Origin of the sequence: Paraburkholderia strydomiana (assembly GCF_046030495.1) — a bacterium.
Lineage (GTDB): Bacteria > Pseudomonadota > Gammaproteobacteria > Burkholderiales > Burkholderiaceae > Paraburkholderia > Paraburkholderia strydomiana_A.
The window spans coordinates 46,507-73,048 of the sequence record NZ_JAQQCJ010000004.1; the positions used below are offsets into that span (position 1 = coordinate 46,507).

Below are 26,542 nucleotides of genomic sequence, written 5' to 3' on the forward strand. Positions count from 1 at the left end.
CGCGCGCGCCATGCCGGATCAACAGAACCCCCCCGCTGAAAACGCTGCGAGCGCGTCGCCGGTGAGCGCCGCGCAGATCGAGCACGCGGCGGCGCTGCTCGACGCGGGCGGCCTGGTCGCGTTCCCGACGGAAACCGTGTACGGGCTTGGCGGCGACGCCGAAAGTCCGGACGCGGTCGCGCGCATTTACGCGGCGAAGGGCAGGCCGGCGAATCATCCGGTCATCGTGCATCTGGCGCCGCAAGGCGATCCGAACTACTGGGTCGAACAGTTGCCCGAGCACGCGCAGCGTCTGATTGACGCCTTCTGGCCAGGCCCGCTAACGCTGATACTGAAGCGTGCCGCGCGGATTCCGGCGGCGGTGAGCGGCGGTCAGGATTCGGTCGGGCTGCGCTGCCCGTCGCATCCTGTCGCGCAGGCTTTGCTGGAGGCGTTCAGCGCATTGCGCGGCGGACATGGCGGCGTGGCCGCGCCGTCGGCGAATCGCTTTGGGCATGTGAGCCCGACCACCGCGCAACACGTGCGCGACGAGTTCGGCAGCGCGATTCATGTGTTGGACGGCGGCGCGTCGGATGTCGGCATCGAATCGACCATCGTGGATCTGTCGCGTGGTTTTCCGGCGCTCTTGAGGCCGGGCCGCGTCACGCCGCAAGATATCGCCGACGTGCTCGGCGAGGCGCCGCGCTTGCCGGACGGCTCGGATGCGACCGCGCCGCGCGCTTCCGGCACGTTGAAGGCGCATTACGCGCCGCGCACGCCGCTGGCCCTGTTGCCGTTCGGTGCGCTGGAGCCCTTGCTTGCCGCGCGTGAAGCGGGTGAGCGTGTGGCGTTGGTCGCGCGCGCTTCGCGAGCCGGCCATTGGGCCGATGCCGAGGGCGTGCATTTCATCGCCGCGCCTGAAGATCCGCACGTGTACGCGCGTGAGTTGTACGGTTTGCTTCGCGCGCTGGATCGCGCGAATGTCACGCGGATTCTGATCGAGAAGCTGCCCGATACGATCGAATGGATCGCGGTGAACGACCGCTTGGGTAGAGCCGCAGCAGCGTTCGAAGCGCAAGGCTAGCGGCAGGTTTTTATCCGTGCGCACACGCGCAATGCTGCCGCTCACGTATCGCCAAAAACAATAACGCCCGGCTTGACACACCAAGCCGGGCGTTCTGTTTTGCCGAACCACTACTGCCGCCGCGAGGCGGCCAATTCCACCTTATTTTCCGAGCCCGCTAGCAGCGATCTGCTGCTGCACGTATTGCGCGAACAACGCGTGCAAGTGCGTGCTCGGGTGGACCGTATCCGCGAACATATAGGTCTGGTCCGCGCCAGCCACCGTATAGGTCTGCGGCGAGCAGAACAGCGATGAGCCGAACTGGGCGCCGTACTGCTCCGGGGTCAGCCCGTTCGTCGCGCTCGGATTGGCCTTTGCGTAGGCGGTTGCGTTGCTCTCCATCGACGCCAGGTTACATGCCGTGCCGGTATTGGACACCGTGAAGCCCAGCGCCTGGTAGTTCGGCACCTGCTGATCCAGCCACGTGAACGCATCGACCACGATCACCTTGCCCGTACCCGCGACGCCGAGGTCCTTCAGCTTCTGGCCCAGCATGTAGTTATAGGCCGCGGTAATCGCCGACAGCAGCGCACCCGAGCCCGCCGTTTGCGCTTCGGCTGCGACGCCGAGCGGCGCATTGCCGATGTCCGGCACCGTCGACACCACCACGTGAGTCGCACCCGCGTTGACGATGGTCTGGACTTTCGTGGCGAGCGCGGCAGCGGCTTGCGCGATCTGCGGGTTGGCCAGTTGCTGCAGATAGCCGACGATGAACGCAACCTGGCCTGCCTGCGAGTTCGGCAGTAAGCCGTTTTGCACGGCCACAGGGAATTGAGTCTTCAGCGCGGTGGCTAGCGCTGTCAGATTGGCGGTGGTCCCCGCGAACTGGAAGATGTCGTTCGCGCCGCCGTTCACCAGCACGAGCTGGTTCGAATTGAAGCTCGTATGTGCGCTAAGGTATTGGTCCACCTGCGTCACAACCGGCACGGTCGTCGCCGCCATGTTGTTCGGCGCCCAACCCTGGCCTTGAGCGTTGACGACGTCCGAGCCGCCCTGTGCATAACCGTAGCCGCCTGCCGCGGCGAGCGGTTTGCCGAAGCCGCCGAGGTATGCCGGCGTCAGCGTGTCGCCGTAGTACTCGGCAACCTTCTGCGTCCACACCTCGCCCGGGTTGGTCGTGAAGCGGCCGCCGCCGAAGCTCGACTGAATGACCGGCGAATATGTGCCGACGTCCGACAGGCTGTCGCCGAACGACACCACCTGCAATTTGACGCCGCCTGCCGGCGTGCTGCTGTTCGAGTTGTTGTCATCGCCGCCACCGCCGCAGGCCGCGAGCAGGGCGAACGCGGCGCTGGCCAGCGCGATCTGCGTGACGCGAATGAATTGATGTTTCTTCGATGCTGATTGATTCATGTTGACTACATCTCCTCGTTTATGTGGCCCTTGCGCCATGTGTTGCAGGCAGCGCCCGCCGCGTCGGCGGCGTGGCGACAGCTTACAGAATCTTCTACGGCCTGCGCTGCGTTTGAAGCGCGGCCGTATGGTTTGCACTCGCGTGTGACTGCTTGTTCGTGTCTTCGCTCGAAGCCGCACCGGGCGCAGCCGGACCGGCCACGCGGCGCGCATGATAATCCGTGGCCCACGCAGGCGGGGCAAACAACGCGCGCAACTTGTTGCGCCCGCCGCGCACGCTTGCGAAGTCGACGGCCATCGACGCCCATTCGTGAAACGTCGCCTTCAGCGGGTTGTACGTGTGCAGCGGTTCGACGATGCCGTATACCGGCGCGTCGTGCGGGTGCTCGTCGACATAGCTGCCCAACAGGCGGTCCCAGACCACCAGCACGCCCGCGTAATTGCGATCGATATAGCGGTCATTGCGCGCGTGATGCACCCGATGGATCGACGGCGTATTGAACAGGTATTCGAGCCAGCCGAGCCTGCCGATGGCCTGTGTATGCACGAAGAACTGGAAGCCGAGATTGATCAGCACGATGGCAACGATCTGCTTCGGCGCAAAGCCGAGCACGGCGAGCGGAATCCAGAACAGCCACATGCCGGCGACCGGGTACATCAGGCTCTGACGGAACGCGGTCGAGAAATTCATGCGCTCCGACGAGTGATGCACGACGTGCGCGGCCCACAGCCAGCGCACGCGATGGCTGCAGCGGTGAAACACGTAATAGAGCAGATCCTGGGCGACGAACAGCACGACGAACGAGACCCAGCTCGCCTGCCACGTGTGGACGCGGTAGTGCTCGTAGAAAAACGCGTAGACGGGAATGATCGCGAGCCACGCGAGCTTGTCGGCGGCTTGTTGCATCAGCGCGAGCGCGGCATTGCAGAACGTGTCGCTCCAGCTATAGATCTGCTCGCCCGGGCGAGTGCGCCGCAGGTGCCACGCCTCCCAGCCGATACACGCGAGAAAGACTGGCGCCATGGCGAGCAGCAGCAATTCAGCATCGAATTGCATGGTGTCTTCCTCCGTGGTCCCTGACCGCAGCGCTGTGCGCAGCGGGTCGTGTCGTTATTGTTCGAGCGAGCCGCGCAGCTTTCGGAAGAAGTCCCTTCGGAGAACCGTGCCGGGCGCGCGCTTTGCGCGACACGCATGGCGCTGCGTGCGTGTCGATCGCTGCCCGACAGCGTACACGCTTAGGACCTTCGCGCGCACGGCTTCGCTAGAAGAAATCCTCAGTGGCTCGCGCGCTTGCGCGGGTTTTTCCTGGGCTTGCCGCGCGGTTCGTCGACGGGGTCGGCGATCTTCCTGAAGCCTTGCGACGGTCCTTCGTAGACCCATTCGAGCAACGCGTCGTGCGCGGCGCGCGCCGCTTCCGAATGCGGATCGTTGATCAGGCTGACGACCACGTAACTGTTGCCGTCCGCCGACGCGACATAGCCCGCGATCGCGCGCACGTCGCGCAAGGTGCCGGTCTTGATGTGCGCGTTGCCGCCCGCGCCCTGATTGGCCAGGCGATTGCGCATCGTGCCGTCGACGCCCGCGATTGGCAGTGACTCGACGAACACCTGCGCGACCGGGCTCGCATTGGCCCGCTGCAACACGTCGGCGAGTGCGAGCGCGGTGATGTGCTCGTCGCGTGAGAGGCCTGAGCCGTTGTCGAGCGTCAGGTATTCCGTGTTGAGGCTGTCGCGGCGCAGGAACGCCTCCACGGCGCGCGCCGCTTTGGCGGGCGTCGCGGGCGCCCTCTCTTCGGCCGCGCCGATCGTCAGGAACAGATTGCGCGCCATCGTGTTGTTGCTGAACTTGTTGATGTCGCGAACGATGTCGGAGAGCACCGGCCCCTGGTGCGTGGCGACCAGTTTCGCGCCGACGGGCACCGCGCCTTCACGCGTCGTGCCGCTGAACGTGCCGCCGGTCTGCTGCCACAGCGCGAGAAAGCCGCCCGCGAAAAAGGTCGAGTGATCGAGCACCGCGACGTTGATCGTGCGCGGGTCGCAGCGTATCGAATAGTCGCCGGTGAACGAGGCCACGAGGGTGCCGTTCGGCTGCTGCGTGACGGTGGGCGACACGGAGGCCGCATCGCCGCGGCAGGGGCCGTTGACCGCGCGCATCTGATTGTCTATTTGCAACTGCGCGAGCGCCGGCAGCACGTCGATCGCGACGCGGCCGTCGGGCGACGGCGTCACGGTGAACGACAGCGATTTGAACGCGTACAGCAGCGGATCGGGGCCCACGTTGTACGGCGCGGTGGCGTCGTCGTCGAACGGCGGGAGGTCGCGTGTCGACGGATCGAAGTAGCGCTTGTCGAGCACCAGCGCGCCGTCGATGCCGGTGATGCCCGCCTTGTGAATCTTCTGCACGAGATCGATCAATTCTTCCGGCACAAGCTTCGGATCGCCGGTGCCTTGAATGTACAGACTGCCGTGCAGCACGCCGTTGCCGTCCAGGGTGCCGTCCGCGTATGCACTCGTGCGCCAGCGATAGTCCGGGCCGAGAATCGACAGGCCGGAGTAGGTGGTGACGAGCTTCATCGTCGACGCGGGCATCATCGGCTTGCCGGCATTGAGCGCGACGATCGGCGTGCGGTCGCCAACCTTCTCCACCACCACGCTGATCGACGACAGCGGCACGTGCGCGCGCTGCAACGCGGCCATCACCGGTTGCGGCAGCACCGTCGTGACGCTGACGCTTGGATGCGCAGCCTTGACGCGCGCCTGCGCGGCGAGTGGCAACGCCGCGGCCGAACTGAGCGCGGCGCACACGATGAGCCATGCCGACGCGAGCGGCGCGAGCCGGTGCGGCGTGCGCGCGGCAGCGGCGGGTGCCGCGGAACGGCGCGGACGCAACGCCACGCGGCGTGCGATGGAAGACAGGAAAGCGTGCGTCATGAACGGGTGAGGAACTCAATTTTGGGGCGTGGGGCTTGCGGCAACCCACGCAGCATTGATTCATTGCGCGGCGCGTGCGGGGCGAATTGCGGCCACGCGACGCAAAGCGCCCATTGTAGTGACCTGCCGCCAGGCTGCGGTGAGAAAAAAGCATCACGCACCGCGCAGGGCGGGGGCGGCGCTAGAATGCGGCATCATCAAACGTTTCGGAACGTATAACCATGCGCATTTTGCTAGTCGAAGACGACCGGATGATCGCGGAAGGCGTGCGCAAGGCGCTGCGCGGCGAAGGCTTCGCGGTCGACTGGGTGGAAGACGGCGAAGCCGCGCTGAGTGCGGCGAGCGGGCAACCTTACGATCTGGTGCTGCTCGACCTCGGCCTGCCCAAACGCGACGGTCTCGACGTGCTGCGCACGTTGCGCGCACGCGGCCACGCGCTGCCGGTGCTGATCGTCACCGCGCGCGACGCGGTGGCCGAGCGCGTCAAAGGCCTTGACGCCGGCGCCGACGACTACCTCGTCAAACCTTTCGATCTCGACGAACTCGGCGCCCGCATGCGCGCACTGATCCGGCGCCAGTCCGGGCGCAGCGATTCGACGATCCGCCACGGCACCCTCACGCTCGATCCCGCGTCGCACCAGGTCACGCTCGACGGCGCGCTAGTCGCATTGTCTGCACGTGAATTCGCTTTGCTGGAAGCGCTGATTGCGCGGCCCGGGGCGGTGCTGTCGAAGAGCCAGCTCGAAGAAAAAATGTACGGCTGGGGCGAGGAGATCGGCAGCAATACCGTCGAGGTCTACATTCACGCGTTGCGCAAGAAGCTCGGTGCGGACCTGATCCGCAACGTGCGCGGTCTCGGCTACATGATCGCGAAGGACGCCTGAGCCGATGCGTTCGATTCGCCGACAACTGCTGGTCTGGCTGCTGGCGCTGGTGTTGCTCGGCGTCGGCATCGCGGGCTGGCTGATTTACCGGCAGGCGCTCGCCGAAGCCAACGAACTGTTCGATTACCAGTTGGAGCAGATCGCCGCGGCGCTGCCATCGGAGCCGTTCTCGCAGGTGCTCGGTTCGCGCGACACCGGCGACGAAGGCATCGTGCTGCAGATCTGGAATCGCAACGGCGTGCTCATGTACTACTCGCGGCCGCGTGCGCCACTTGCACCGCGCGCCGAACTCGGCTTTTCGACTGAACGCACGGAGCGCGGCGAATGGCGCGTGTATGGCGCGATCGTCGGCGATAACGTCGTGCAACTGGCGCAGCCGCTGTCCGTGCGCAACCGGCTCGCCGCGAATGTGGCGCTGCGTACCTTGTGGCCGTTGATCGTGCTGCTGCCGTTGCTGGGTCTCGCCGTGTGGGTGATCGTCGGACGCGGGCTGCGACCGTTGCGGCGCGTGACGAGCGCGCTCGACGCGCGTCATCCCGAGGCGCTCGATCCGTTGCCGGACCGGCGCTTGCCGCTCGAAGTGCAGCCGCTCGTGCGCGCGTTGAACGGACTGCTTCAGCGGCTCGCGACCGCGCTCGATATTCAGAAAGCCTTCGTCGCCGACGCCGCGCACGAATTGCGCACGCCGCTCGCCGCCGTGCAGATTCAGGCGCAACTGGTGGCGCGCGCGAAAGACGATGCCGCCCGCAATGAGGCACTCGCGGATCTGCAGGCGGGCGTCACGCGTGCCACGCGTCTCGCCGAGCAATTGCTCGCGCTCGCGCGCTCCGAACCGGACGGTGTGGCCATCACGGACGCGATCGATCTGCGCAGGCTGTTGCAGGAGTGCGTGGCGGCCTACGCGCCACTCGCGCTGAATCGAGGTGTCGATCTCGGTGTCGAGGCGAGCGAAGCGGCCACGGTGATCGGCGATGCCGATGCGCTGCGCGTGATGTTCAACAACCTCGTCGACAATGCCACCAAGTACACGCCGCAGGGTGGCCGCGTCGATGTCAGTCTGCGCGTCGAAGGCGGGCATCCGGTCGTGCGGATTGCAGACAATGGACCGGGGATCGACCCGGCCGACCGCGATCGCGTGTTCGATCGCTTCTACCGTGCCGGCGCCGGCGCGAATCGCGCGCGCGCCGATGTGGCGGGAACCGGGCTGGGCCTCGCGATCGTGCGCCGCATCGCGACACAACACCACGCGAGCGTCTCACTCGACGAATCGCCTGCGGGCGGCTTGCAGGTCACGGTGCACTTCTGACGATGAGCCTTTCTTTTCTCAATCCGGGTTGATCGAGGGTTAAACGTATCGCGAAAATGGGTTTTTGCCGATTGACGCTGCTTAAGACTCTTTTAAGCGATCCCACGTACGCTCCCCGACATCCCAGAAGCTCTCTCCAGTCAGGAGTACACGATGAACGCGAAAACCTTGTCTCGCAGCGCTGTTGCAGTAGCTGTCGCCGTTGCGCTTTCCGCCGGCTATGTGGCGGGGCATCGCGATGTGCCCGCACCGCAGGTGATCTCGCCGGCGCAAGCCGCGATGATGCCTGCCGAAGCCGCGGCCAAAACCGGCATCCCCGATTTCTCGGGTCTGGTCGAAACCTACGGGCCGGCCGTCGTCAACATCAGCGCGAAGCACGTGGTCAAGCGCACCGCGCTGCGTGGTAATGGCGGCAACGCCAGCGGCAATCAGTTGCCGATCGATCCGAGCGATCCGTTCTATCAATTCTACAAACGCTTCTTCGGCGGCATGCCGGGCATGCAAGGTGGCGGCGACGGCGACGGCGGCGGCGATGCGCCCGATCAGCCGAGCGCGAGCCTGGGCTCGGGGTTCATCCTCAGCAATGACGGCTACATCCTGACCAATGCGCACGTCGTGGACGGCGCGAACGTCGTCACTGTGAAGCTCACCGACAAGCGCGAGTTCAAGGCGAAGGTGGTCGGCGCCGACAAGCAGTCCGATGTCGCCGTGCTGAAGATCGACGCGAGCAACCTGCCGACCGTGAAGATCGGCGATCCGCGTCAAAGCAAGGTCGGTCAGTGGGTGGTCGCAATCGGCTCGCCTTATGGCTTCGACAACACCGTGACCTCGGGCATCATCAGCGCGAAGTCGCGTTCGCTGCCGAACGAAAACTACACGCCGTTCATCCAGACCGACGTGCCAGTGAACCCGGGCAATTCGGGCGGCCCGCTGTTCAACCTGCAGGGCGAAGTGATCGGCATCAACTCGATGATCTATTCGCAGACCGGCGGCTTCCAGGGCCTGTCGTTCGCGATTCCGATCAATGAAGCGATCAAGGTCAAGGACCAGCTCGTCAAGACCGGTCACGTGAGCCGCGGCCGTCTCGGCGTCGCGGTGCAAGGTCTGAATCAGACGCTGGCCGATTCGTTCGGCATGCAGAAGCCGCAAGGTGCGCTGGTCAGCTCGGTCGATCCGGGCGGCCCGGCTTCCAAGGCCGGTCTGCAGCCGGGCGACGTGATTCTGTCGCTGAACGGCGATCCGGTCGCCGACTCGTCGGATCTGCCGTCGAAGGTCGCGGGTCTGGCGCCAGGCAGCTCGGCCACCGTGCAGATCTGGCGCGACAAGGCTACCAAGGACCTGAAGGTGACCATCGGCTCGTTGTCGGATACGAAGGTTGCGTCGAACAAGGCCGATGAGCCGACGCAGTTGCAAGGCCGTCTCGGCGTCGCGGTGCGTCCGCTGACGCCGGAAGAGAAGAGCGGCGCGTCGGTGTCGCACGGTCTGCTGGTGCAACAGTCGGGCGGCGCGGCGGAGAACGCCGGCATCCAGGCGGGTGACGTGATTCTGGCGGTCAACGGCCGTCCGGTCAGTAGCGTGGATCAGCTCAAGCAGATGATCAGCAGCGCCGGCAACAGCATCGCGTTGTTGATCCAGCGCGACAACGCGCAGATCTTCGTTCCGGTCGATCTCGGCTAACAGGTTGTTTTGAACGGCCGGCCCGGTGATCGTCGAGGCGGCAGTTTGACCGACGCATCGCCCGCTCTGTCCGGCTTTGGCAGTACCTTTTGCCGGTCCTTGCATTTACTGCAAAGGACCGGCTTTTTTTTCGCCTGTCAAAAAGTGCGTGAAAAGCGTGGCGCACCCCTGCGACGCCGCGTGGCAGCGGTTTGCGGACGACGTCCCCGGCGACTGGCACGCAGGTTGCGTCTGCCTTGATCCGGACCCATCGCGGACACCGGATATACCGGACGACAAGTCCTCAACAAGGAGCGAACCGATGAAAACCCAACGCAATCAGCGAGGGATCGTAGTCGCCGCGCTTTGCGCGGCGCTCACGCTCGGGCTGGCGGGCGGCGTGCAGGCACAACAGGCGAGTGAGGTCACCGGTGGCACCACCACCGACGACAGCAGCGCGGGCAATACCAATGGCGGCGGGCTGCCGCAAATCCAGCAGCAGGGCGACGTCTCATTCGTGTCGGGCGGTGTCGGCCTCGACGAATCGAAAGCGCTGCAACACGCGCAGAGCCAGTGGCCGCTGTCGCTGCGCTTTACCGGTCCCGGCTCCGAATTTCTCGCTGACGTTCATGTGCGAATAGTCGACGCCCATAACAGCGAGGTGTTGAACACCAGCTCGCGCGGGCCTTACATGCTGGTCAGGCTGCGCCCCGGCCGCTATACCGTGCACGCGAGCTACAAGGACCAGGAACAGTCCAAGGCGGTGACCGTCCAGGCCAAGGGCAGCGCCAGGTCGGCGTTCTACTGGAATACGAAGTAAGCGGCTGCGGCTTCACGACGGCAATGCGGCTGAGGTGCCCGCTGCACGAGGAAGCCCGCGCAATCGGCGGCGGTTTGGCCGATAATGAAGCCACGGGCGCGCCCGTGGCTTTCCTGTTTGTACGACCGCACACCATCACGGAGCCGAGACATGAGCGATGCCTTGACACCACACGGTAGCCCCGGCGCGAGCACGGGCGGCCACACGATCACGATCCGTAGCAACAGCCACCGGGTGCGCGTGATCCACGGCGGCGTGACCATGGCCGACACCCAGGCGGGGCTCACGCTCACCGAGACCGGTTTGCCGGACGTGTTCTACTTCCCGCGTGAGCACGTCAACATGGCCCGGCTCGAACGCTCGACGCATACTTCGCACTGTCCGCACAAGGGCGACGCTTCTTACTTTCATCTGCGCACCGAAGACGGTGTGGTAGAAAACGCCGTGTGGAGCTACGAGGCGCCGTTCGAGCCGGTTGCGCGGATCAAAGGGTATCTCGCGTTTTACGCATCGCGCGTCGACCGCATCGATCAGACGTCCTGATCCCGCTGTCGCGCGTTCATCGGAAGAGGCTGCCATGGAACTGAACAACGCGTTACGGATTCCACTTGCGCCATCCGATGTCTGGGACGCATTGCAAGACCTCGCGATGTTGCGCGCCAGCCTCGATAACTGCGAGTCGTTCACGCGCCTCGCGCACGGCGAGTGCGAGTTGATCATGACCGTGCCGCTCGGCCCGTTGCGCGCGCGTTACGAAGCGCGCGCCCACGTGGCCGGCCAGGACTCCGGACCGGCCGATGCGCAGCGCCGCACAATCAATTTCAAGGCGCGCGCCGAGGGCATCGGCGCGTTGCGTGGGCAGATCGAAGTGCGCTTGTGCGCGGACGAAAGCGCGCACGGCGCCGGCAAGGAGCGCAGCACGCGTATCGACTATACGATCTGGGCAACCTCGTCCGGACCGCTTGCCGAATTGCCGACGCGCCAGCTCGAAAACGCGCTGCATCAACTCGCCGATGATTTTTTCACCGAATTCGACGCGGTGGTCCGGGCGAGGCACGGACAAGGCCCGAACCGCGCGCGCGGTTCGCCTGTGCGTCGGCAGCATGTGTTTTTAAGGCCGATCACGCTGGCGGGCATCGCCCGGCGTACGCGCATGGAGCACGGCAACGCGATGACAGGGCGGGTGGCGAGTGCGTCGCACGGCGTTTCGCAGGGTCTGTCGCATGACGTCTCGCGGCGCGAGCACGGTTCGCACGTGGTTCCGAATTGGGCATGGGCCGTGATGATTTTTCTGGTCGCGCTGTTACTGTATGCGGCGCGGTGGCTTAGCGAGGCTTGACGACGGTACGATCGTCGCGCAGCCATTGCGCGGCGATGACGAATCGCGCTGCTGTCGCGTCGGCGCGACTACGAAATCACGGTGGACCACTACGGAACACTGTTGATCGCTGACATCCCCAGGCGCGTTCCCTGAACGCGTTAGTCTCGCCTCTATCGTTGTTCCCGCGCTCGCCGTTCATGTCTCCGCGCTTTCACCCGGTGTCGCCGACTCTCAGCCGCGTGCGCGCAACATCTTTGCTCAGCCGCCACCAAACTCCCGTCGCCACGCGGATGGCGACGTGCGAAACGCATCCCCGAAATGTTGCCGCAGCGAAGCCGCCGAGCCGAAGCCCGCAGTCCCCGCGATCGCTTCCACCGACGCGTCGGTGCTTTCCAGCAACTGCTGCGCGCGGGCGAGCCGCTGCGCCAGCAGCCACGCGCCGACCGTCGTGCCGGTGGCGAGCCGAAAGCGTCGCGTGAAGGTGCGGCGGCTCATCAACGCGCGCCCGGCGAGCGTGTCGAGCGTGTGCGGCAGGTGCAGATTGCCGCTCACCCAATCAAGCAGGCCGGACAGCCGGTCGCCGCGCAGGTTCGGCGGCATCGGCTGCTGGACGAATTGCGCCTGGCCGCCTTGCCGGTGCGGCGGCACCACCAGCCTGCGCGCCACGTAGTTCGCCGCCTGCGCGCCGCACATCTTGCGCAGCACGTGCAGGCAGCAGTCGAGGCCGGCGGCGGTGCCGGCCGAGGTCATCACATTGCCGTCGTCCACGTACAGCACGTCGGGGTCGAGCCGCACGCGCGGATAGCGGCGCGCGAAATCGTCGGCCCATGCCCAATGGGTCGAGGCAGGACGATCGTCGAGGATGCCGGCGGCGGCCAGCACGAACGCGCCCAGACACAGCCCGACCAGTTGCGCGCCGCGTGCGTGAGCCGCGCGCAACGCGTCGAGCAACGCGGCGGGCGGCGTCTCGTCGGGATCGCGCCAGCTCGGCACGATGATCGTGTGCGCCTCGGCGAGCGCGTCGAGTCCGTGCGTGACGGCGATCGAGAAGCCGGCCGTGGTCGTCAGCGCGCCCGTCTCGGCGGCGCAGACGCGCAAGTCGAAGTCCGGCAGGCCGCCGCCGCGGCGATCCTCGCCGAATACCACGCACGGCACCGACAAATGAAACGGGCTGATGCGGTCGAACGCGACCACGGCCACGATGTGGCGGGGTGCGCCGTCCAGCAGGGCGCCCGGCGGAGCGGGATGCGCCATCGATCACCTCCTGACATTCAACGGATGGCCCGATTCTAGCGAATCTTGTCGTTCGGGCCGCTGTCGCGAAAGCGGCGACGGGCGAACAATGCAGTCATCGCGTTACTGAGCCGCTCGGCACCACGCCAAGCCGCGCGGCGCGAGCCTTTCCCCGATCATTCCATCATCCGCCAGGAGCCTTGCCATGACCACGCCGCGCCGTGCGCTGATCGTCATCGACGTGCAGAACGAATACGTGACCGGCGATCTGCCGATCGAATTCCCGGAAGTACAGACTTCGCTCGCCAACATCGGCCGTGCCATGGACGCGGCGCGGGCCGCCGGCGTGCCGGTGGTGGTCGTGCAGAACTTCGCGCCGGCCACCTCGCCGCTGTTCGCGCGCGGCAGCGCGGCGGCGGACCTGCATCCGGTGGTCAGCGCACGCCCGCGCGATCACTACGTGGAAAAGTCTTTACCGAGCGCGTTCACCGGCACCGATCTGGCCGACTGGCTCGCCGCGCGGCGCGTCGACACGCTGACCGTGGCCGGCTACATGACGCACAACTGCGACGCGTCGACCATCAATCACGCGGTTCACGCGGGGCTCGCCGTCGAATTCCTGCACGATGCGACCGGCTCGGTGCCGTACGAGAACAGTGCGGGCTTTGCCAGCGCGGAGGACATCCACCGGGTATTCAGCGTGGTGCTGCAATCGCGCTTCGCGGCGGTGGCGAGTACGGACGAGTGGATCACGTCGGTGCAAGGCGGGGCGCCGCTCGCGCGCGACAATATCTATACGTCGAATCAGGCGGCGCGGGCGCGGCGGACGGTTGCCTGAAGCGGGAGCATGATGAGGCGAGGCATGCGTCGGCTGGGTGAGGCGGTTTGGGGCTGCTGTCGCAGCTCGTAGTCACACGACCCAAAGCGGCCGCACCCACCACCAGCTGTCGCGCCCAAACGAAAGCGGGCGAGGTTGCTTACCCCGCCCGTTTTTCTGGCGCTAACCACGCCGCCCCTCAAGCCGCGCTATACGCACCGCGCGGCCGTTACGCCGTCCGCTTGCGCAGCGCCGGGCTTAGCCGCAGCGCGTCGAACATGCCTTCGACCATCTGTTGCGCATGCGCGCCGAAATCCGTCGCATCGGGCAGGAACAGCATGTCGCGCAGCGAGCCGCTGACAAACGCATGCACCATCGCCGCCGCGAGTTTCGTATCGAGATCCGCGGGCATTTGTCCCTTCGAGACCGCGTTGCGCAGACCGCCTTCAATTTTGGCGAGCCCCTCGCGCATATTGGTCTGATAGCGTTCCATCACCGGGCCCATTTCCTCGACCAGCTCGCACTTCAGAAACAGGATGTCGAACACGCGCCGGCGGCGGGGGTCGTTGGCGGTGTCGCGCAGGCAGACCACGCAGATTTCCATCACGCGCTTGAGCGGATCGGGTTCGTTGGGGTCTTGCGACGCGGCTTTGAGTTCGTCCAGCGGCAGCAGCACGCGGTCGAACATTTCGGTGAAGAGGTCGCTTTTGTGGGCGAAGTGCCAGTAGATTGCGCCGCGCGTGACGCCGGCGGCCTGGGCGATATCGGCGAGCGAAGTGCGCGATACGCCTTTCTCGAAGAACACGCGTTCGGCCGCGTCGAGAATACTGGTGCGCGTCTCTAACGCCTCTTCTTTGGTTCTTCTGACCATATTGGTATGACCTGCCCTGATTGTGGGGTTTGCCCGGGCGTTTTTAAGTCGGCCCGATGACAATCTGTCTACTATTTCGGAGTTTCGGAACCATTCTTGCGAGCCCCCCGCCCACAAGAGATGTAAATGCACTTTTACATGCATTCGTGAACGTATATATAATAGCACCCCACGACCGGATAGCCCAAGCCGTGACGACCGGTTAATATCCGTCACTGTTGCCTTCCAAAACGCTCTGCGCGTTGCCCGAGAGGGCGGCGCCGTGCGGCATTCCACGGTATGGCGCATTCGCACCACGATGCCCCGGCAGGTGCGCGGTGCAGCCACGGGCTTCCGGTCAAGCGTCGCAAGACGCATGTGTGCGCCGCGGTCCCCGGGGTAGGGATGCGCGCACTTTTTCATTCTCAGTCTTTGACAGAGGTCGCTCCATGCGCGTCGAACGGGTTCCATTCCGCTTAATCAGTGCCGCGACGGCTGCCGTATTGCTGGCAGCGTGCGGACCAAAACAATCTGCCCCGCCGCCACAGACGCCCGAAGTCGGCGTCGTCACCGTCGAGCCGACGACCGTGCCGGTTGTCACCGAACTGCCTGGCCGCACCAGCGCTTTCCTCGTCGCGCAAGTGCGCGCACGGGTCGACGGCATCGTGCTGCGCCGCGAGTTCACGGAAGGCAGCCAGGTGAAGGCCGGTCAGCGGCTGTACAAGATCGATCCGGCGCCGTACATCGCGACGTTGAACAACGCGAAGGCGACGCTCGCCAAGGCGCAGGCCAACCTCGTGTCGACCAGCGCGCAGGCCAGCCGCTTCAAGGTGCTGGTCGCCGCCAACGCGGTCAGCAAGCAGGACTACGACAACGCGGTCGCCGCGCAAGGCCAGGCCGCGGCCGACGTCGCCGCGGGCAAGGCCGCGGTCGACACCGCGCAGATCAACCTCGGCTATACCGACGTGACGTCGCCGGTGACCGGCCAGATCGGCGTGTCGCAAGTCACGCCGGGCGCGTTCGTGCAGGCGAGCGCCGCGACGCTGCTCGCCACGGTCCAGCAACTCGATCCGGTCTACGTGGACCTGACCCAATCGAGCCTCGACGGTCTGAAGCTGCGCCGCGACGTGCAGGAAGGGCGCCTGAAGACGAGCGGTCCGGGCGCGGCGCAGGTCTCGCTGATTCTCGAAGACGGCCGCGTTTATTCGGAGAAGGGCAAGTTGCAGTTCACCGACGTGACGGTCGACCAGGGCACCGGCTCGGTCACGGTTCGCGCGATCTTCAAGAACGCGGACAAGGTGCTGCTGCCTGGCATGTTCGTGCGCGCGAAGATCGAGGAAGGCGTCAACCAGAACGCACTCGTCGTGCCGCAGATCGGCATCACGCATGACCAGAAAGGTCAGCCGACCGCGCTCGTCATCGGCGCCGACAACAAGGTGGAGCTGCGTTCGCTCGTCACCGCCGGCACCTTCGGCACGAACTGGGTGGTCGCAGGCGGCCTGAAGCCGGGCGATCGCGTGATCGTCCAGGGCACCGACAAGGCGCGCCCGGGCCAGCAGGTCAAGCCAGTTGCCGCGCAACTTCCCGCCACCCCCGCTTCCGACGCAGCCGCCCAAGGCGCGCCGGCCGCCAGCGGTGCTGCCCAGACGGCTCAACCAGCCTCTGCTGCATCGGGCGCGTAATAACAGGGAGCCCGCCTCATGGCAAAGTTCTTTATTGATCGCCCGATTTTTGCATGGGTGATCGCCATCATTCTGATGCTCGCGGGTATCGCGTCGGTCTTTACGTTGCCGATCGCGCAATACCCGACCATTGCGCCGCCGGCCGTGCAGATCAGCGCAACGTACCCGGGCGCATCGGCGAAGACGGTGGAAAACACCGTCACGCAGGTGATCGAGCAGCAGATGAGTGGTCTCGACCACTTGCTGTATCTGGCGTCCACCTCGGACGACTCGGGCACGGCAACCATCACGCTGACGTTCGCGGCCGGCACCAATCCCGACATCGCGCAGGTGCAGGTGCAGAACAAGCTGCAGCTTGCCACACCGCTCTTGCCGCAAGCCGTGCAGCAGTTGGGCACCAAGGTCACGAAGTCGAGCAGCAGCTTCCTGCTGGTGATGGCGTTCGTGTCCGAAGACGGCAGCATGAGCAAGTACGACCTGGCGAACTACGTCGCGTCGAACATTCAGGATCCGGTCAGCCGTATCGACGGCGTGGGCACGGTGACGCTGTTCGGCTCGCAGTACGCGATGCGGGTCTGGCTCGACGCGAACAAGCTGAACAACTTCGGCCTCACGCCGGTCGACGTGGAAACCGCGTTGCAGGCGCAGAACGTTCAGGTGGCAGGGGGTTCGCTCGGCGGCACGCCGTCGGTGCCGGGCCAAGTGCTGCAGGCCACCATCACGCAGGCGACGCTGCTCAATACGCCTGAACAGTTCGGCAACATCCTGCTGAAGGTGAACACGGACGGCTCGCAGGTGCGTCTGCGCGACGTGGCGCGTATCGAGCTGGGCGGCGAAAACTACAACTTCGACACCAAGTACAACGGCCAGCCGACGGCCGGCTTCGGTATTCAGCTCGCCACCGGCGCGAATGCGCTGGCCACCGCGAAGGCGGTGCGCGCGAAGGTCGCCGAACTGTCGAAGTACTTCCCGCACGGTCTGGTCGTCCAGTATCCGTACGACACCACGCCGTTCGTGCGTCTGTCGATCGAGGAAGTGGTCAAGACGCTGCTCGAAGGTATCGTGCTGGTGTTCCTGGTCATGTACCTGTTCCTGCAGAACCTGCGCGCCACGCTGATCCCGACGATCGCCGTGCCGGTAGTGCTGCTGGGCACGTTCGCGGTCATGGGTCTCGTGGGCTTCTCGATCAACACGCTGTCGATGTTCGGGCTCGTGCTGGCAATCGGCCTGCTGGTGGACGATGCGATCGTGGTGGTGGAGAACGTCGAGCGGGTGATGCAGGAGGAGGGTTTATCGCCTCGAGAGGCGACCCGCAAGGCGATGGACCAGATTACCGGCGCGCTGGTCGGCGTGGCGCTCGTGCTGTCGGCGGTGTTCGTGCCGGTGGCGTTCTCGGGCGGTTCGGTCGGCGCGATTTACCGGCAGTTCTCGCTGACGATCGTGGCGGCGATGGTGCTGTCCGTGCTGGTCGCGTTGATTCTGACGCCGGCGCTGTGCGCGACGATCCTCAAGCCGATTCCGCAAGGGCATCACGAAAAGACCACCGGCTTCTTCGGCTGGTTCAACCGTACGTTCAACAGGAGCCGCGACAAGTATCACTCGGGCGTGCACCACGTGATCAAGCGCTCGGGTCGTTGGCTGATCATCTACATGGTGGTGATCTTCGCGGTCGGGCTGCTGTTCGTCAGACTGCCGAAGTCGTTCCTGCCTGATGAAGACCAGGGCACGATGTTCGTGCTCGTGCAAACGCCGTCGGGTTCCACGCAGGAAACCACTGCGCGCGCGCTGAAGGACGTGTCGGACTATCTGCTCACGGACGAGAAGTCGATTGTCGAATCGACCTTCACGGTGAACGGCTTCAGCTTCGCCGGCCGTGGCCAGAACGCGGGTCTCGTGTTCGTGCGGATGAGGGACTACGCGCAGCGTCAGCACGCGGACCAGAAGGTTCAAGCGCTGGTGGGGCGTCTCTACATGCACTTCGCCAGCTACAAGACCGCGGTGGTGTTCCCGGTCAATCCGCCGTCGATTCCTGAACTCGGCACGGCAGCGGGCTTCGACTTCCAGTTGCAGGATCGCGCGGGTATCGGCCACGCGAAACTGATGGAAGCGCGCAACATGCTGCTGGGTCTCGCGGCGAAAGATCCGACGCTGGCGCAGGTGCGTCCGAACGGCCTGAACGATACGCCGCAGTTCAAGGTGAACATCGATCGCGAGAAGGCGCAGGCGCTCGGCGTGTCCGTGTCCGACATCGACCAGACGTTCTCGATTGCGTGGGCATCGGCCTACGTGAACAACTTCCTCGATACGGATGGCCGGATCAAGAAGGTGTATCTGCAAGGCGAGGCGCCTTTCCGGATGAAACCGGAAGACGTCAGTGCCTGGTTCGTGCGCAACAGCGCTGGCGCGATGGTGCCGTTCTCCGCGTTCGCCAGCACCGAGTGGGCGTTTGGTTCACCAAAGCTGGAGCGCTACAACGGTATCTCGTCGGTGGAAATCCAGGGCGCGGCTGCACCGGGCAAGTCGACCGGTCAGGCGATGACGGCGATGGAAGCACTCGTGGCGAAGTTGCCCGCGGGCGTCGGCTACGAATGGACGGGCTTGTCGTTGCAGGAACGCCAGTCCGGTTCGCAGGCGCCGATTCTGTACGGCATCTCGATTCTCGTCGTGTTCCTGTGTCTCGCGGCGCTGTATGAAAGCTGGTCGATCCCGTTCTCGGTGATCATGGTGGTGCCGCTCGGCGTGATCGGCGCACTGCTGGCCGCGACGCTGCGCGGGCTCGAGAACGACGTGTTCTTCCAGGTGGGTCTGTTGACCACGGTCGGGTTGTCGGCGAAGAACGCGATTCTGATCGTGGAATTCGCCCGCGAACTGCAGCAGGGTCAAGGCATGGGGCCGATCGAGGCCGCGCTGGAAGCGGCGCGTCTGCGGTTGCGTCCGATTCTGATGACCTCGCTCGCGTTCATTCTCGGCGTGATGCCGCTCGCGATCAGCAACGGCGCCGGTTCGGCCAGCCAGCACGCGATCGGCACCGGCGTGATCGGCGGGATGTTGACGGCGACCTTCCTCGCGATTTTCATGATCCCGATGTTCTTCGTCGTGATTCGCGCGAAGTTCGGCGGTGAGAAGGAAGACCCGGATGAGGCGCTCGCACATTACGAACAGCACCATCCGCATGATCCGCAAGGTGGCGGTGCGGCTGGCGGGTCGACTGATGAAGGCTCGGGCAAGGACGGACATTGAGATGCAAAAACATTCTCTGATTGCAGTGGCGGTCGCGTTGTTCGCCGCGGGTTGCACGATGGCGCCGCGGTATCAGCGCCCCGATGCGCCCGTGACGGCAACCTTCCCGACCGGTGGCGTGTACGACACGCAACCGGGCGCGACCCAACCGGGCGCGACCCAACCGGGCGCGACCCAGCCGGATGCGACCCAGCCGGATGCGGCCCAGTCTGGCTCCGCCGGCGCGCGCAGCGCCAACGGCCAGCCGGCCGCCGACATCGGCTGGCGCGATTTCTTCGTCGATCCGCGCATGCAGCGGCTGATCGAAATCGCGCTGAAGAACAACCGCGATCTGCGCGTGTCGGTGCTGAACATGCAGGCGTCGCAGGCGCAGTACCGGATCGTGCGCGCCGGTCTGTTCCCGACGCTCGACGCTGCGGCTTCCGGCACCCGCTCGCGCACGCCGCGCGACCTCTCGTTCACCGACCAGCTGATTACCTCGTCGTATTCGGTGGGTCTGAATGCGTCGTGGGAAATCGACTTCTTCGGGCGGATCCAGAGCCTGAAGGATCAGGCGTTGGCGACCTACCTGGGCACGACTCAGGCGCGCAAGGCGGCCGAAATCGCGCTGGTCTCGCAGGTGGCGAACCAGTATCTGACGGTGCTCGAACTGGATGACCTGCTGAAGGTCACGCAGAACACGCTGAAGACCGCGGACGAGTCGTACCGGATCAACAAGGTTCAGTTCGATACCGGTACGGGTTCGGAACTCGATCTGCGTCAGGCGCAGACGGTGGTCGAGGTGGCGAAGGCGAATCTGCAGGCGCAGATGCGTCTGCGGGCGCAGGCCGAAAACGCGTTGGTGCTGCTGCTCGGCGAGGCGATCCCCGCCGACCTGCCGCCAGGAATGACGTTGGACGACCAGAATCTCCTGACGGACATTCCGGCGGGTCTGCCGTCCGATCTGCTGACGCGTCGGCCGGACATCATGGAGGCCGAGGAGAATCTGCTGGCGGCCAACGCGAATATCGGCGCGGCGCGCGCGGCGTTCTTCCCGCAGGTCACGCTGACCGGCAGCGTCGGCACGCTGAGCCCGACGCTGGGCGGTCTGTTCAAGGCGGGTTCGGCGGCGTGGAGTTTTGCGCCGTCGATTACGGTGCCGATCTTCCAGGGCGGCGAGCTCAAGGCCAGCCTCGATGTCGCCAACATCCAGAAGAACGTCCAGATCGCCACGTACGAAAAAGCGATCCAGACGGCCTTCCGCGAAGTGGCGGACGGACTGGCGGCGCGCGGCACCTACGACCAGCAGATCGAAGCGCTGGAACGCGATACGTCGGCCGAACAACGCCGGCTGGATTTGTCGAACCTGCGGTATTCGAACGGGGTCGACGGCTATCTGGCGGTGCTGACCGCGCAGACCGCGCTGTACCAGTCGCAGCAGTCGCTCGTGACCACGCGCATGGAACGCCTGCAGAACCTGGTCACGCTGTATCAGGCGCTCGGCGGCGGCTGGATCGAGCATACCGGCGAGCAGCCGCGTCCGGCGGATGCGCCGGTCGACTACGGCGCAGCCAGTGCACCGGTAGCGGTTTCGGCACCGAGCGCGGGCTGACTGAGTTGAGCTTTTCACCAGCGCTTGCGTGGAGCGGTCTCTGATTCAGGGAAGCCGCTTCGCGTAGCCGGACAAACAAAAACGCCACGGCATGCCGTGGCGTTTTTTTATCGCTGCCGCAGCTCACACCGCGCTAGTCAGCGGCAGCGACGCTCAGTGCAAATCCACCGTGCGCAGCATCTCGTCGCCTTGCGGTTCCGCACCGCCGCGTCCGTCGAAGTCATGCCCCGCGCGGCGAATCTCGCACTGCGCCTTCTTCTCGCTCTTCACGCCGTTGAAGATCAGGTTCAGCACCACTGCCGACACCGACGCCAGCAGAATCCCGCTATGCAAGAGCGGCGACAGCGCCGGCGGCAGCTTCGAAAAGAAGTGCGGCGACACCACCGGCACCAGACCCAGACCGATACTCACCGCGACGATGAACAGGTTGTGCGGGTTCCTCACGAAGTCGACTTTCGACAGCACCTTGATGCCGTTCGCCGCAACCATGCCGAACATCACGATACCCGCGCCGCCGAGCACGAAAGCCGGCACCGACGCGACCACCTGCGCCATCTTCGGGAACAGGCCGAGCAGCACGAGGATCACGCCGCCCATCGCGCAGACGAAGCGGCTCTTCACGCCGGTTACGCCGATCAGCCCGACGTTCTGCGAAAACGACGTATGCGGAAACGAGTTGAAGATGCCGCCGATCAGCGTGCCCAGGCCGTCGACGCGCAGGCCGCGCACCAGCGTCTTCTGATCGACCGGACGATCGACCATGTCGCCGACCGCGAGGAACATGCCGGTCGATTCGATGAAGGTGACGAACATCACGGTGACCATCGTCGCGATCGATAGCGGATCGAAGTGCGGCAGGCCGAAGTGGAACGGCATCACGAAGCCGACCCACGGTGCGAGCGTGACGCCTTCCATGTTGACGCGGCCGAGCGCCAGCGCGATCACGAAGCCCGCGACGATGCCGAGCAGCACCGAGATGTTCGCAAGGAAGCCGCGCGCGAATTTGTTGATCAGCAGGATCAGCATCAGCACGAGCAGCGACAGCCCGAGGTAGACCGGGCTGCCGTAGTCGGGATTGCCCACGCCGCCGGCTGCCCAGTTGATGCCGACTTCCATCAGCGACAGGCCGATCACCGAGATCACCACGCCGATCACCACTGGCGGGAAAAAGCGCAGCAGCTTGCCGACCGCGGGCGCGAGCAGGATGCCGACCACGCCGGCCGCGATCGTCGAGCCGAAGATGTCGAGAATGCCGAGCGACGGGTTGGTGCCGATCGCGACCATCGGACCGACGGCCGCGAACGTGCAGCCCATGATGACCGGCAGACGGATGCCGAAGATCCATAGCCCGAGCGTCTGGATCAGCGTGGCGATGCCGCACGAAAACAGATCGGCGCTGATGAGGAAGGCGATCTGGTCCTTCGGCAGCTTGAGCGCCGCGCCGACGATCAAGGGCACCGCGACGGCGCCCGCGTACATCACCAGAACGTGCTGAATGCCGAGGGTGAGCAACTGGCCTGCGGGCAGTCGCTCGTCGCACGGGTGAACCGTGTTCGGTTGCATATCGTCTGTCTCCACCATCTGTTTTGGGATGGCTCCAAGGTATCGGGGACGAAAAGGTGCAACAAGACCACTGGGGCCTATTCCGGCATTCCCGGTGACGATATGCGCGCGCGTCGTTTGAAAGCTGAATTAAAGGTGTGTGCATGGCCGATCGGCGGTGAGCCCTTGGCAGTGGCGCTGCGAGGCCGCTCGCCGCGCGTGCCCGGCGCGCCGGGATATATGTGAGAATCAATGAGGTGTATCGCGGCTGGCGCATAGTCCTGTTTTCATGCGGCTCGCGGCGTGGCGGGGTTAACCCGCGATTGGCGATTTTCAGCGTGCGTTCTGGTGCGAGTGCTCGTGTGCGCATCAGGGCGTGTTTCAGCGTGAACGTTGGCGCGTTTCGCGCATGCCCGATGTCGCTTCTCCATGCACTCAATACGTCCAATCCCCACCCCACTGACGACCCATCGCCTATGAGTTTTCTCGGCATCGACCTCGGCACCGGCTCCCTCAAAGCGGCAATCGTCGATGAACACGGTCGCGAGCAGGCGGTGGCGAGCGTCGCTTATGCGCTCGACACGCCGCACGCGGGTTGGGCTGAAACGCCGGTGCAGACATGGTGGCGCGCGCTCTGCGATGCGATGGCGCGCTTGCCCGAAGGCTTGCGCCGCGACGTGCAGGCGATCGGCTTTTCCGGACAGATGCACGGCGTCGTGCTGATCGACGCGGCGGGCGAAGCCGTGCGACCCGCAATGCTCTGGCCCGACACGCGCGCGGTGGACCTGCTCGATGCGTGGCCCGAGCCGCAGCCGAATCCGGTCGCGCCGGGCATGGCCGGTCCGTTGCTGCGCTGGATCGTGCTGCATGAACCGGAGGCCGCGCGCCGCACGCGTTGGGCGCTGCAACCGAAGGACTGGCTGCGCGTCGCACTCGGCGGCGCGGTGGCGACCGACCCGTCCGACGCATGTGCGACCGCGCTCGCCGATCCCGCCGGCGTGTGGGACGCGGCGCTGCTCGAACGCTTACGGATACCGCGCGAATGGTTCGCACCGCTGGCGCCGTCGTATGCGGCGGGGGGCGTGTTGTCGGAGAGCGCGGCGCGCGCGCTTGGCCTGCGCGCCGGCATCGTGCTCGCCACCGGCGCCGCGGATACGCCCTGCGCGGCGCTCGGCAGCGGACTCGCGCACGACGGCGACGCGTTGCTCACCACCGGCACCGGCGGACAGATCGTCGTGCTCGCCGCGCATGAGCCCGCGGCGGTGAAGGGCTTGCATCGCTATCGGGCGGCGAGCGATCACTGGTATCGGATGGCGGCGATGCAAAACGTCGGCATCGCCTTGGAAAGGGCACGCGGATGGCTGTCGTATGAATGGGCCGATGCTTATCGTGATGCATTCGGTGATGCATTCGGTGATGAAGCGGGCAGGATTGCCAACGACCACGCCACCCCGACCTTCCTGCCTTACCTCACAGGCGAGCGCACGCCATGGTTGAACCCGCACGCGCGCGGCGGCTGGCTCGGTCTCGCGCTCGATCACACACGTGGCGCGATGATGCGCGCCGCGTTCGAAGGTGTCGCGTTCTCGCTGCGCGCCGGGCTCGACGCGGTTCGTGCGAGCGGCGCCACGGTGACGGCCTTGAAGCTCGCCGGCGGCGGTTCCGTCGACGCGCGTTGGCGCCAGTTGCTCGCCGATGCGCTGAACGTCGAACTGCATGCGGTCGATTGTCCGAATGCCGCGCCGCGTGGCGCAGCCATGCTCGGCGGCCTGGCGAGCGGCCATTGGCGCGCGGACGATCTGGCCGCGCTCGCGCCGGGCACGACGCGCGTCGCGGGTCCGCAAGGCGATGCCGCGCTCGAAGCGCGCTATGCGCGCTTTCTCGATCTGTATGGCCGCGTCGAGACATGGTTCGGCGGCCCGACGCCGCGCTAACCGCGGCAATGTCCGGTCAGGACAATGTGATGACGCGCTTTGCAATACCATTACGCTTTTCGCGCGCTAAGCTGCAAGCCGGCCTGCGCCGATGGCCGTCACCGCTTCGGCACCGGCCACCGGCGTCGCGCACGAATCACGTGTAGCAGGCGCAACGCAACACCCGCGGATCACCCGCGCGCCGCGATGTAACGAACCACGGCGCGCGTCGCATTCACAGACTCACAGGAGCATTGACGATGAAGACCAAAGCAGCAATCGCATGGAAAGCCGGCGCCCCGTTGACGATCGAGGAAGTCGATCTGGAAGGGCCGCGCGCCGGTGAAGTCCTGATCGAAGTGAAGGCGACGGGCATCTGCCATACCGACTACTACACGCTGTCGGGCGCCGATCCGGAAGGCATCTTCCCGGCGATTCTCGGCCACGAAGGCGCGGGCGTGATCGTCGATACGGGGCCGGGCGTCGGCACGCTGAAGAAGGGCGACCACGTGATTCCGCTGTACACGCCGGAATGCCGTCAGTGCAAGTTCTGCCTGTCGCGCAAGACCAACCTGTGTCAGGCGATCCGCTCGACGCAAGGCAAGGGCTTGATGCCGGACGCCACGTCGCGATTCTCGCTCGACGGCAAGCCGCTGTTTCACTACATGGGCACGTCCACGTTCTCGAACTACATCGTCGTGCCGGAAATCGCGGTCGCGAAGGTGCGTGAAGACGCGCCGTTCGACAAGATCTGCTACATCGGCTGCGGCGTGACGACCGGCGTCGGCGCCGTGGTGTATTCGGCGAAGGTGGAGGCGGGTGCGAACGTGGTCGTGTTCGGTCTCGGCGGCATCGGCTTGAACGTGATTCAAGGCGCGAAGATGGTCGGCGCGGACAAGATCATCGGCGTCGATCTCAACCCGGGCCGCGTCGAACTGGCGAAGAAGTTCGGCATGACTCACTTCATCAACCCGAACGAAGTCGAAAACGTGGTCGACCACATCGTGCAACTCACCGATGGCGGTGCGGACTATTCGTTCGAATGCATCGGCAATACCAAGGTGATGCGCCAGGCGCTGGAGTGTACGCACAAGGGCTGGGGCCAGTCGTTCATCATCGGCGTGGCGGCGGCGGGCGAGGAGATCAGCACGCGTCCGTTCCAGCTGGTGACGGGCCGCGAATGGAAGGGCTCCGCCTTCGGCGGCGCGCGCGGGCGCACCGACGTGCCGAAGATCGTCGACTGGTACATGGAAGGCAAGATCAATATCGACGACCTCATCACGCACCGTCTGCCGCTCGAACGCATCAACGAGGGCTTCGATCTGATGAAGAAGGGCGAGTCGATCCGCTCGGTGGTGCTGTACTAAACGAGGAGCGTCGCGATGCTTGAACTATTGTCGTCGCATGCGTGCCATGGGGGCGAACAGCGCTTCTATCGGCATGACTCTCAGGCCATCGGTTTGCCGATGCGCTTCTCGGTCTTTCTGCCGCCGCAGGCTCTGCAGGCCAACGCAAAGGTGCCCGCGCTGTTCTATCTCGCGGGTCTGACTTGCACGGAAGAAACCTTTCCGATCAAGGCCGGCGCACAGCGCTTCGCCGCGCAGCACGGCATCGCGCTGATCTCGCCGGACACCAGTCCGCGCGGCGCGGGCGTGCCGGGCGAAAGCGCGGCGTGGGACTTCGGCGTGGGCGCGGGCTTTTACGTCGACGCGACCCAGGAGCCGTGGGCGAAGCACTACCGGATGTACTCGTACGTGCGCGACGAGCTGCGCGACACGGTGCTCGCGAATCTGCCGGTGGATGGCGCGCGCCTCGGCGTGTTCGGGCATTCGATGGGCGGTCACGGCGCGTTGATGCTGGCGCTGCGCAATCCGGAGCTCTATCGGTCGGTGTCGGCGTTCGCGCCGATTGCCGCGCCGACGCGCTGTCCGTGGGGCGAGAAGGCGTTCAGCGGTTATCTGGGCGATGACCGCGAGGCGTGGAAGCAGTACGACGCGAGCGAACTGGTCGCGCATGCGTCCCGCAAGTTCGCGGCTGGGATTCTGGTCGATCAGGGGCTCGCGGATCAGTTCCTCGCCGAGCAGTTGAATCCGGATGTGTTCGAGGCCGCTTGCCGGGCGGCAGGGCAGCCGCTGACGCTGCGCCGTCATGCGGGCTATGACCACGGCTACTACTTCATCTCGACGTTCATCGAGGATCATCTCGCGCATCACGCCAAGGTACTGCTCGGGTGATGTCGTTGTAGTTCGCGAGGGAGATGGCGGCGGCATGGAGGTGCGCTGCCGCCATCGGCGAGCCATG

General features: G+C 65.4%; 20 protein-coding genes. 14 read left to right on the plus strand and 6 right to left on the minus strand.

Annotation, left to right across the window (positions count from 1 at the left end; all coding sequences use genetic code 11):
* The first annotated feature begins 10 nt into the window (after positions 1-10).
* Positions 11-1,063, plus strand: a complete 1,053-nt coding sequence (locus tag PQQ53_RS07140) for an L-threonylcarbamoyladenylate synthase (RefSeq protein WP_408140475.1) — start codon at positions 11-13, stop codon at positions 1,061-1,063.
* Positions 1,064-1,204: 141 nt separating this feature from the next.
* Here the strand turns inward: PQQ53_RS07140 and PQQ53_RS07145 are convergent, their stop codons facing one another.
* The 3 genes from PQQ53_RS07145 to dacB all read right to left on the minus strand — a co-directional run bounded on the left by PQQ53_RS07145 (position 1,205) and on the right by dacB (position 5,386).
* Entirely contained in the window at positions 1,205-2,455 is a 1,251-nt protein-coding gene (locus PQQ53_RS07145) for an SGNH/GDSL hydrolase family protein (protein ID WP_408140477.1), read from the minus strand.
* A 94-nt stretch (positions 2,456-2,549) separates the two neighbouring features.
* Positions 2,550-3,512 (minus strand): sterol desaturase family protein, encoded by a 963-nt coding sequence (locus tag PQQ53_RS07150; RefSeq protein ID WP_408323555.1) that lies wholly within the window; start codon positions 3,510-3,512, stop codon positions 2,550-2,552.
* Positions 3,513-3,730: 218 nt separating this feature from the next.
* The gene (dacB, locus tag PQQ53_RS07155) at positions 3,731-5,386 is read right to left on the minus strand and encodes a D-alanyl-D-alanine carboxypeptidase/D-alanyl-D-alanine endopeptidase (RefSeq protein WP_408140481.1); all 1,656 of its coding nucleotides are present in this window, start codon (positions 5,384-5,386) and stop codon (positions 3,731-3,733) included.
* Positions 5,387-5,607: 221 nt separating this feature from the next.
* On the opposite strand from dacB, the gene PQQ53_RS07160 reads away from it, so the two are divergent.
* The 6 genes from PQQ53_RS07160 to PQQ53_RS07185 all read left to right on the plus strand — a co-directional run bounded on the left by PQQ53_RS07160 (position 5,608) and on the right by PQQ53_RS07185 (position 11,391).
* A complete protein-coding gene (locus PQQ53_RS07160; RefSeq protein WP_408140483.1) occupies positions 5,608-6,270 on the plus strand; it encodes a response regulator in 663 nt (220 codons plus the stop codon).
* Positions 6,271-6,274: 4 nt separating this feature from the next.
* The gene (locus tag PQQ53_RS07165) at positions 6,275-7,576 is read left to right on the plus strand and encodes an ATP-binding protein (protein WP_408140484.1); all 1,302 of its coding nucleotides are present in this window, start codon (positions 6,275-6,277) and stop codon (positions 7,574-7,576) included.
* A 153-nt stretch (positions 7,577-7,729) separates the two neighbouring features.
* Complete coding sequence (locus tag PQQ53_RS07170; RefSeq protein ID WP_408140486.1) at positions 7,730-9,253, plus strand: DegQ family serine endoprotease; 1,524 nt, start codon at positions 7,730-7,732, stop codon at positions 9,251-9,253.
* A gap of 301 nt (positions 9,254-9,554) precedes the next feature.
* Positions 9,555-10,052 carry a carboxypeptidase regulatory-like domain-containing protein gene (locus tag PQQ53_RS07175; RefSeq protein ID WP_408140488.1) on the plus strand — a complete coding sequence of 166 codons (498 nt, stop codon included), beginning with the start codon at positions 9,555-9,557 and terminating at the stop codon, positions 10,050-10,052.
* A 150-nt stretch (positions 10,053-10,202) separates the two neighbouring features.
* Complete coding sequence (locus PQQ53_RS07180; RefSeq protein WP_408140490.1) at positions 10,203-10,595, plus strand: DUF427 domain-containing protein; 393 nt, start codon at positions 10,203-10,205, stop codon at positions 10,593-10,595.
* A gap of 34 nt (positions 10,596-10,629) precedes the next feature.
* Entirely contained in the window at positions 10,630-11,391 is a 762-nt protein-coding gene (locus tag PQQ53_RS07185) for an SRPBCC family protein (protein WP_408152383.1), read from the plus strand.
* A gap of 240 nt (positions 11,392-11,631) precedes the next feature.
* On the opposite strand, the gene PQQ53_RS07190 is transcribed toward PQQ53_RS07185, so the two are convergent.
* The gene (locus PQQ53_RS07190; protein ID WP_408140494.1) at positions 11,632-12,627 is read right to left on the minus strand and encodes a helix-turn-helix domain-containing protein; all 996 of its coding nucleotides are present in this window, start codon (positions 12,625-12,627) and stop codon (positions 11,632-11,634) included.
* A 184-nt stretch (positions 12,628-12,811) separates the two neighbouring features.
* Between PQQ53_RS07190 and PQQ53_RS07195 the strand changes: the two genes are divergently transcribed.
* Entirely contained in the window at positions 12,812-13,444 is a 633-nt protein-coding gene (locus PQQ53_RS07195; RefSeq protein ID WP_408323556.1) for a cysteine hydrolase family protein, read from the plus strand.
* A 208-nt stretch (positions 13,445-13,652) separates the two neighbouring features.
* Here the strand turns inward: PQQ53_RS07195 and PQQ53_RS07200 are convergent, their stop codons facing one another.
* Positions 13,653-14,294, minus strand: a complete 642-nt coding sequence (locus PQQ53_RS07200) for a TetR family transcriptional regulator (RefSeq protein WP_408140925.1) — start codon at positions 14,292-14,294, stop codon at positions 13,653-13,655.
* Positions 14,295-14,722: 428 nt separating this feature from the next.
* On the opposite strand from PQQ53_RS07200, the gene PQQ53_RS07205 reads away from it, so the two are divergent.
* Genes PQQ53_RS07205 through PQQ53_RS07215 form a run of 3 tightly spaced genes read left to right on the plus strand, consistent with a single transcriptional unit; the run spans position 14,723 to position 20,786 of the window.
* A complete protein-coding gene (locus PQQ53_RS07205; protein WP_408140498.1) occupies positions 14,723-15,955 on the plus strand; it encodes an efflux RND transporter periplasmic adaptor subunit in 1,233 nt (410 codons plus the stop codon).
* An 18-nt stretch (positions 15,956-15,973) separates the two neighbouring features.
* Positions 15,974-19,195, plus strand: coding sequence for an efflux RND transporter permease subunit (locus PQQ53_RS07210; RefSeq protein WP_408140500.1), 3,222 nt, complete (start codon positions 15,974-15,976; stop codon positions 19,193-19,195).
* A 1-nt stretch (position 19,196) separates the two neighbouring features.
* On the plus strand, positions 19,197-20,786 hold the full coding sequence (locus PQQ53_RS07215) for an efflux transporter outer membrane subunit (protein ID WP_408323557.1): 1,590 nt from the start codon (positions 19,197-19,199) through the stop codon (positions 20,784-20,786).
* Between the two features lie 153 nt (positions 20,787-20,939).
* Here PQQ53_RS07215 and PQQ53_RS07220 read toward each other — a convergent pair whose 3' ends face one another.
* On the minus strand, positions 20,940-22,349 hold the full coding sequence (locus tag PQQ53_RS07220; RefSeq protein WP_408140504.1) for a nucleobase:cation symporter-2 family protein: 1,410 nt from the start codon (positions 22,347-22,349) through the stop codon (positions 20,940-20,942).
* A gap of 455 nt (positions 22,350-22,804) precedes the next feature.
* Between PQQ53_RS07220 and PQQ53_RS07225 the strand changes: the two genes are divergently transcribed.
* The 3 genes from PQQ53_RS07225 (at position 22,805) to fghA (ending at position 26,475) form a co-directional block, all read left to right on the plus strand.
* Positions 22,805-24,262 (plus strand): xylulokinase, encoded by a 1,458-nt coding sequence (locus tag PQQ53_RS07225; protein WP_408323558.1) that lies wholly within the window; start codon positions 22,805-22,807, stop codon positions 24,260-24,262.
* 239 nt (positions 24,263-24,501) lie between these two features.
* Entirely contained in the window at positions 24,502-25,608 is a 1,107-nt protein-coding gene (locus PQQ53_RS07230; protein WP_042321278.1) for an S-(hydroxymethyl)glutathione dehydrogenase/class III alcohol dehydrogenase, read from the plus strand.
* 15 nt (positions 25,609-25,623) lie between these two features.
* Complete coding sequence (fghA, locus tag PQQ53_RS07235; protein WP_408323559.1) at positions 25,624-26,475, plus strand: S-formylglutathione hydrolase; 852 nt, start codon at positions 25,624-25,626, stop codon at positions 26,473-26,475.
* Positions 26,476-26,542 lie beyond the last annotated feature (67 nt).

Excerpts from the sequence above, each read along its gene's own strand:
- PQQ53_RS07140 (WP_408140475.1), top strand. The coding sequence starts at position 11 with ATGCCGGATCAACAGAACCCCCCCGCTGAAAACGCTGCGAGCGCGTCG.
- PQQ53_RS07145 (WP_408140477.1), bottom strand. The coding sequence starts at position 2,455 with ATGAATCAATCAGCATCGAAGAAACATCAATTCATTCGCGTCACGCAG.
- PQQ53_RS07150 (WP_408323555.1), bottom strand. The coding sequence starts at position 3,512 with ATGCAATTCGATGCTGAATTGCTGCTGCTCGCCATGGCGCCAGTCTTT.
- dacB (WP_408140481.1), bottom strand. The coding sequence starts at position 5,386 with ATGACGCACGCTTTCCTGTCTTCCATCGCACGCCGCGTGGCGTTGCGT.
- PQQ53_RS07160 (WP_408140483.1), top strand. The coding sequence starts at position 5,608 with ATGCGCATTTTGCTAGTCGAAGACGACCGGATGATCGCGGAAGGCGTG.
- PQQ53_RS07165 (WP_408140484.1), top strand. The coding sequence starts at position 6,275 with ATGCGTTCGATTCGCCGACAACTGCTGGTCTGGCTGCTGGCGCTGGTG.
- PQQ53_RS07170 (WP_408140486.1), top strand. The coding sequence starts at position 7,730 with ATGAACGCGAAAACCTTGTCTCGCAGCGCTGTTGCAGTAGCTGTCGCC.
- PQQ53_RS07175 (WP_408140488.1), top strand. The coding sequence starts at position 9,555 with ATGAAAACCCAACGCAATCAGCGAGGGATCGTAGTCGCCGCGCTTTGC.
- PQQ53_RS07180 (WP_408140490.1), top strand. The coding sequence starts at position 10,203 with ATGAGCGATGCCTTGACACCACACGGTAGCCCCGGCGCGAGCACGGGC.
- PQQ53_RS07185 (WP_408152383.1), top strand. The coding sequence starts at position 10,630 with ATGGAACTGAACAACGCGTTACGGATTCCACTTGCGCCATCCGATGTC.
- PQQ53_RS07190 (WP_408140494.1), bottom strand. The coding sequence starts at position 12,627 with ATGGCGCATCCCGCTCCGCCGGGCGCCCTGCTGGACGGCGCACCCCGC.
- PQQ53_RS07195 (WP_408323556.1), top strand. The coding sequence starts at position 12,812 with ATGACCACGCCGCGCCGTGCGCTGATCGTCATCGACGTGCAGAACGAA.
- PQQ53_RS07200 (WP_408140925.1), bottom strand. The coding sequence starts at position 14,294 with ATGGTCAGAAGAACCAAAGAAGAGGCGTTAGAGACGCGCACCAGTATT.
- PQQ53_RS07205 (WP_408140498.1), top strand. The coding sequence starts at position 14,723 with ATGCGCGTCGAACGGGTTCCATTCCGCTTAATCAGTGCCGCGACGGCT.
- PQQ53_RS07210 (WP_408140500.1), top strand. The coding sequence starts at position 15,974 with ATGGCAAAGTTCTTTATTGATCGCCCGATTTTTGCATGGGTGATCGCC.
- PQQ53_RS07215 (WP_408323557.1), top strand. The coding sequence starts at position 19,197 with ATGCAAAAACATTCTCTGATTGCAGTGGCGGTCGCGTTGTTCGCCGCG.
- PQQ53_RS07220 (WP_408140504.1), bottom strand. The coding sequence starts at position 22,349 with ATGCAACCGAACACGGTTCACCCGTGCGACGAGCGACTGCCCGCAGGC.
- PQQ53_RS07225 (WP_408323558.1), top strand. The coding sequence starts at position 22,805 with ATGAGTTTTCTCGGCATCGACCTCGGCACCGGCTCCCTCAAAGCGGCA.
- PQQ53_RS07230 (WP_042321278.1), top strand. The coding sequence starts at position 24,502 with ATGAAGACCAAAGCAGCAATCGCATGGAAAGCCGGCGCCCCGTTGACG.
- fghA (WP_408323559.1), top strand. The coding sequence starts at position 25,624 with ATGCTTGAACTATTGTCGTCGCATGCGTGCCATGGGGGCGAACAGCGC.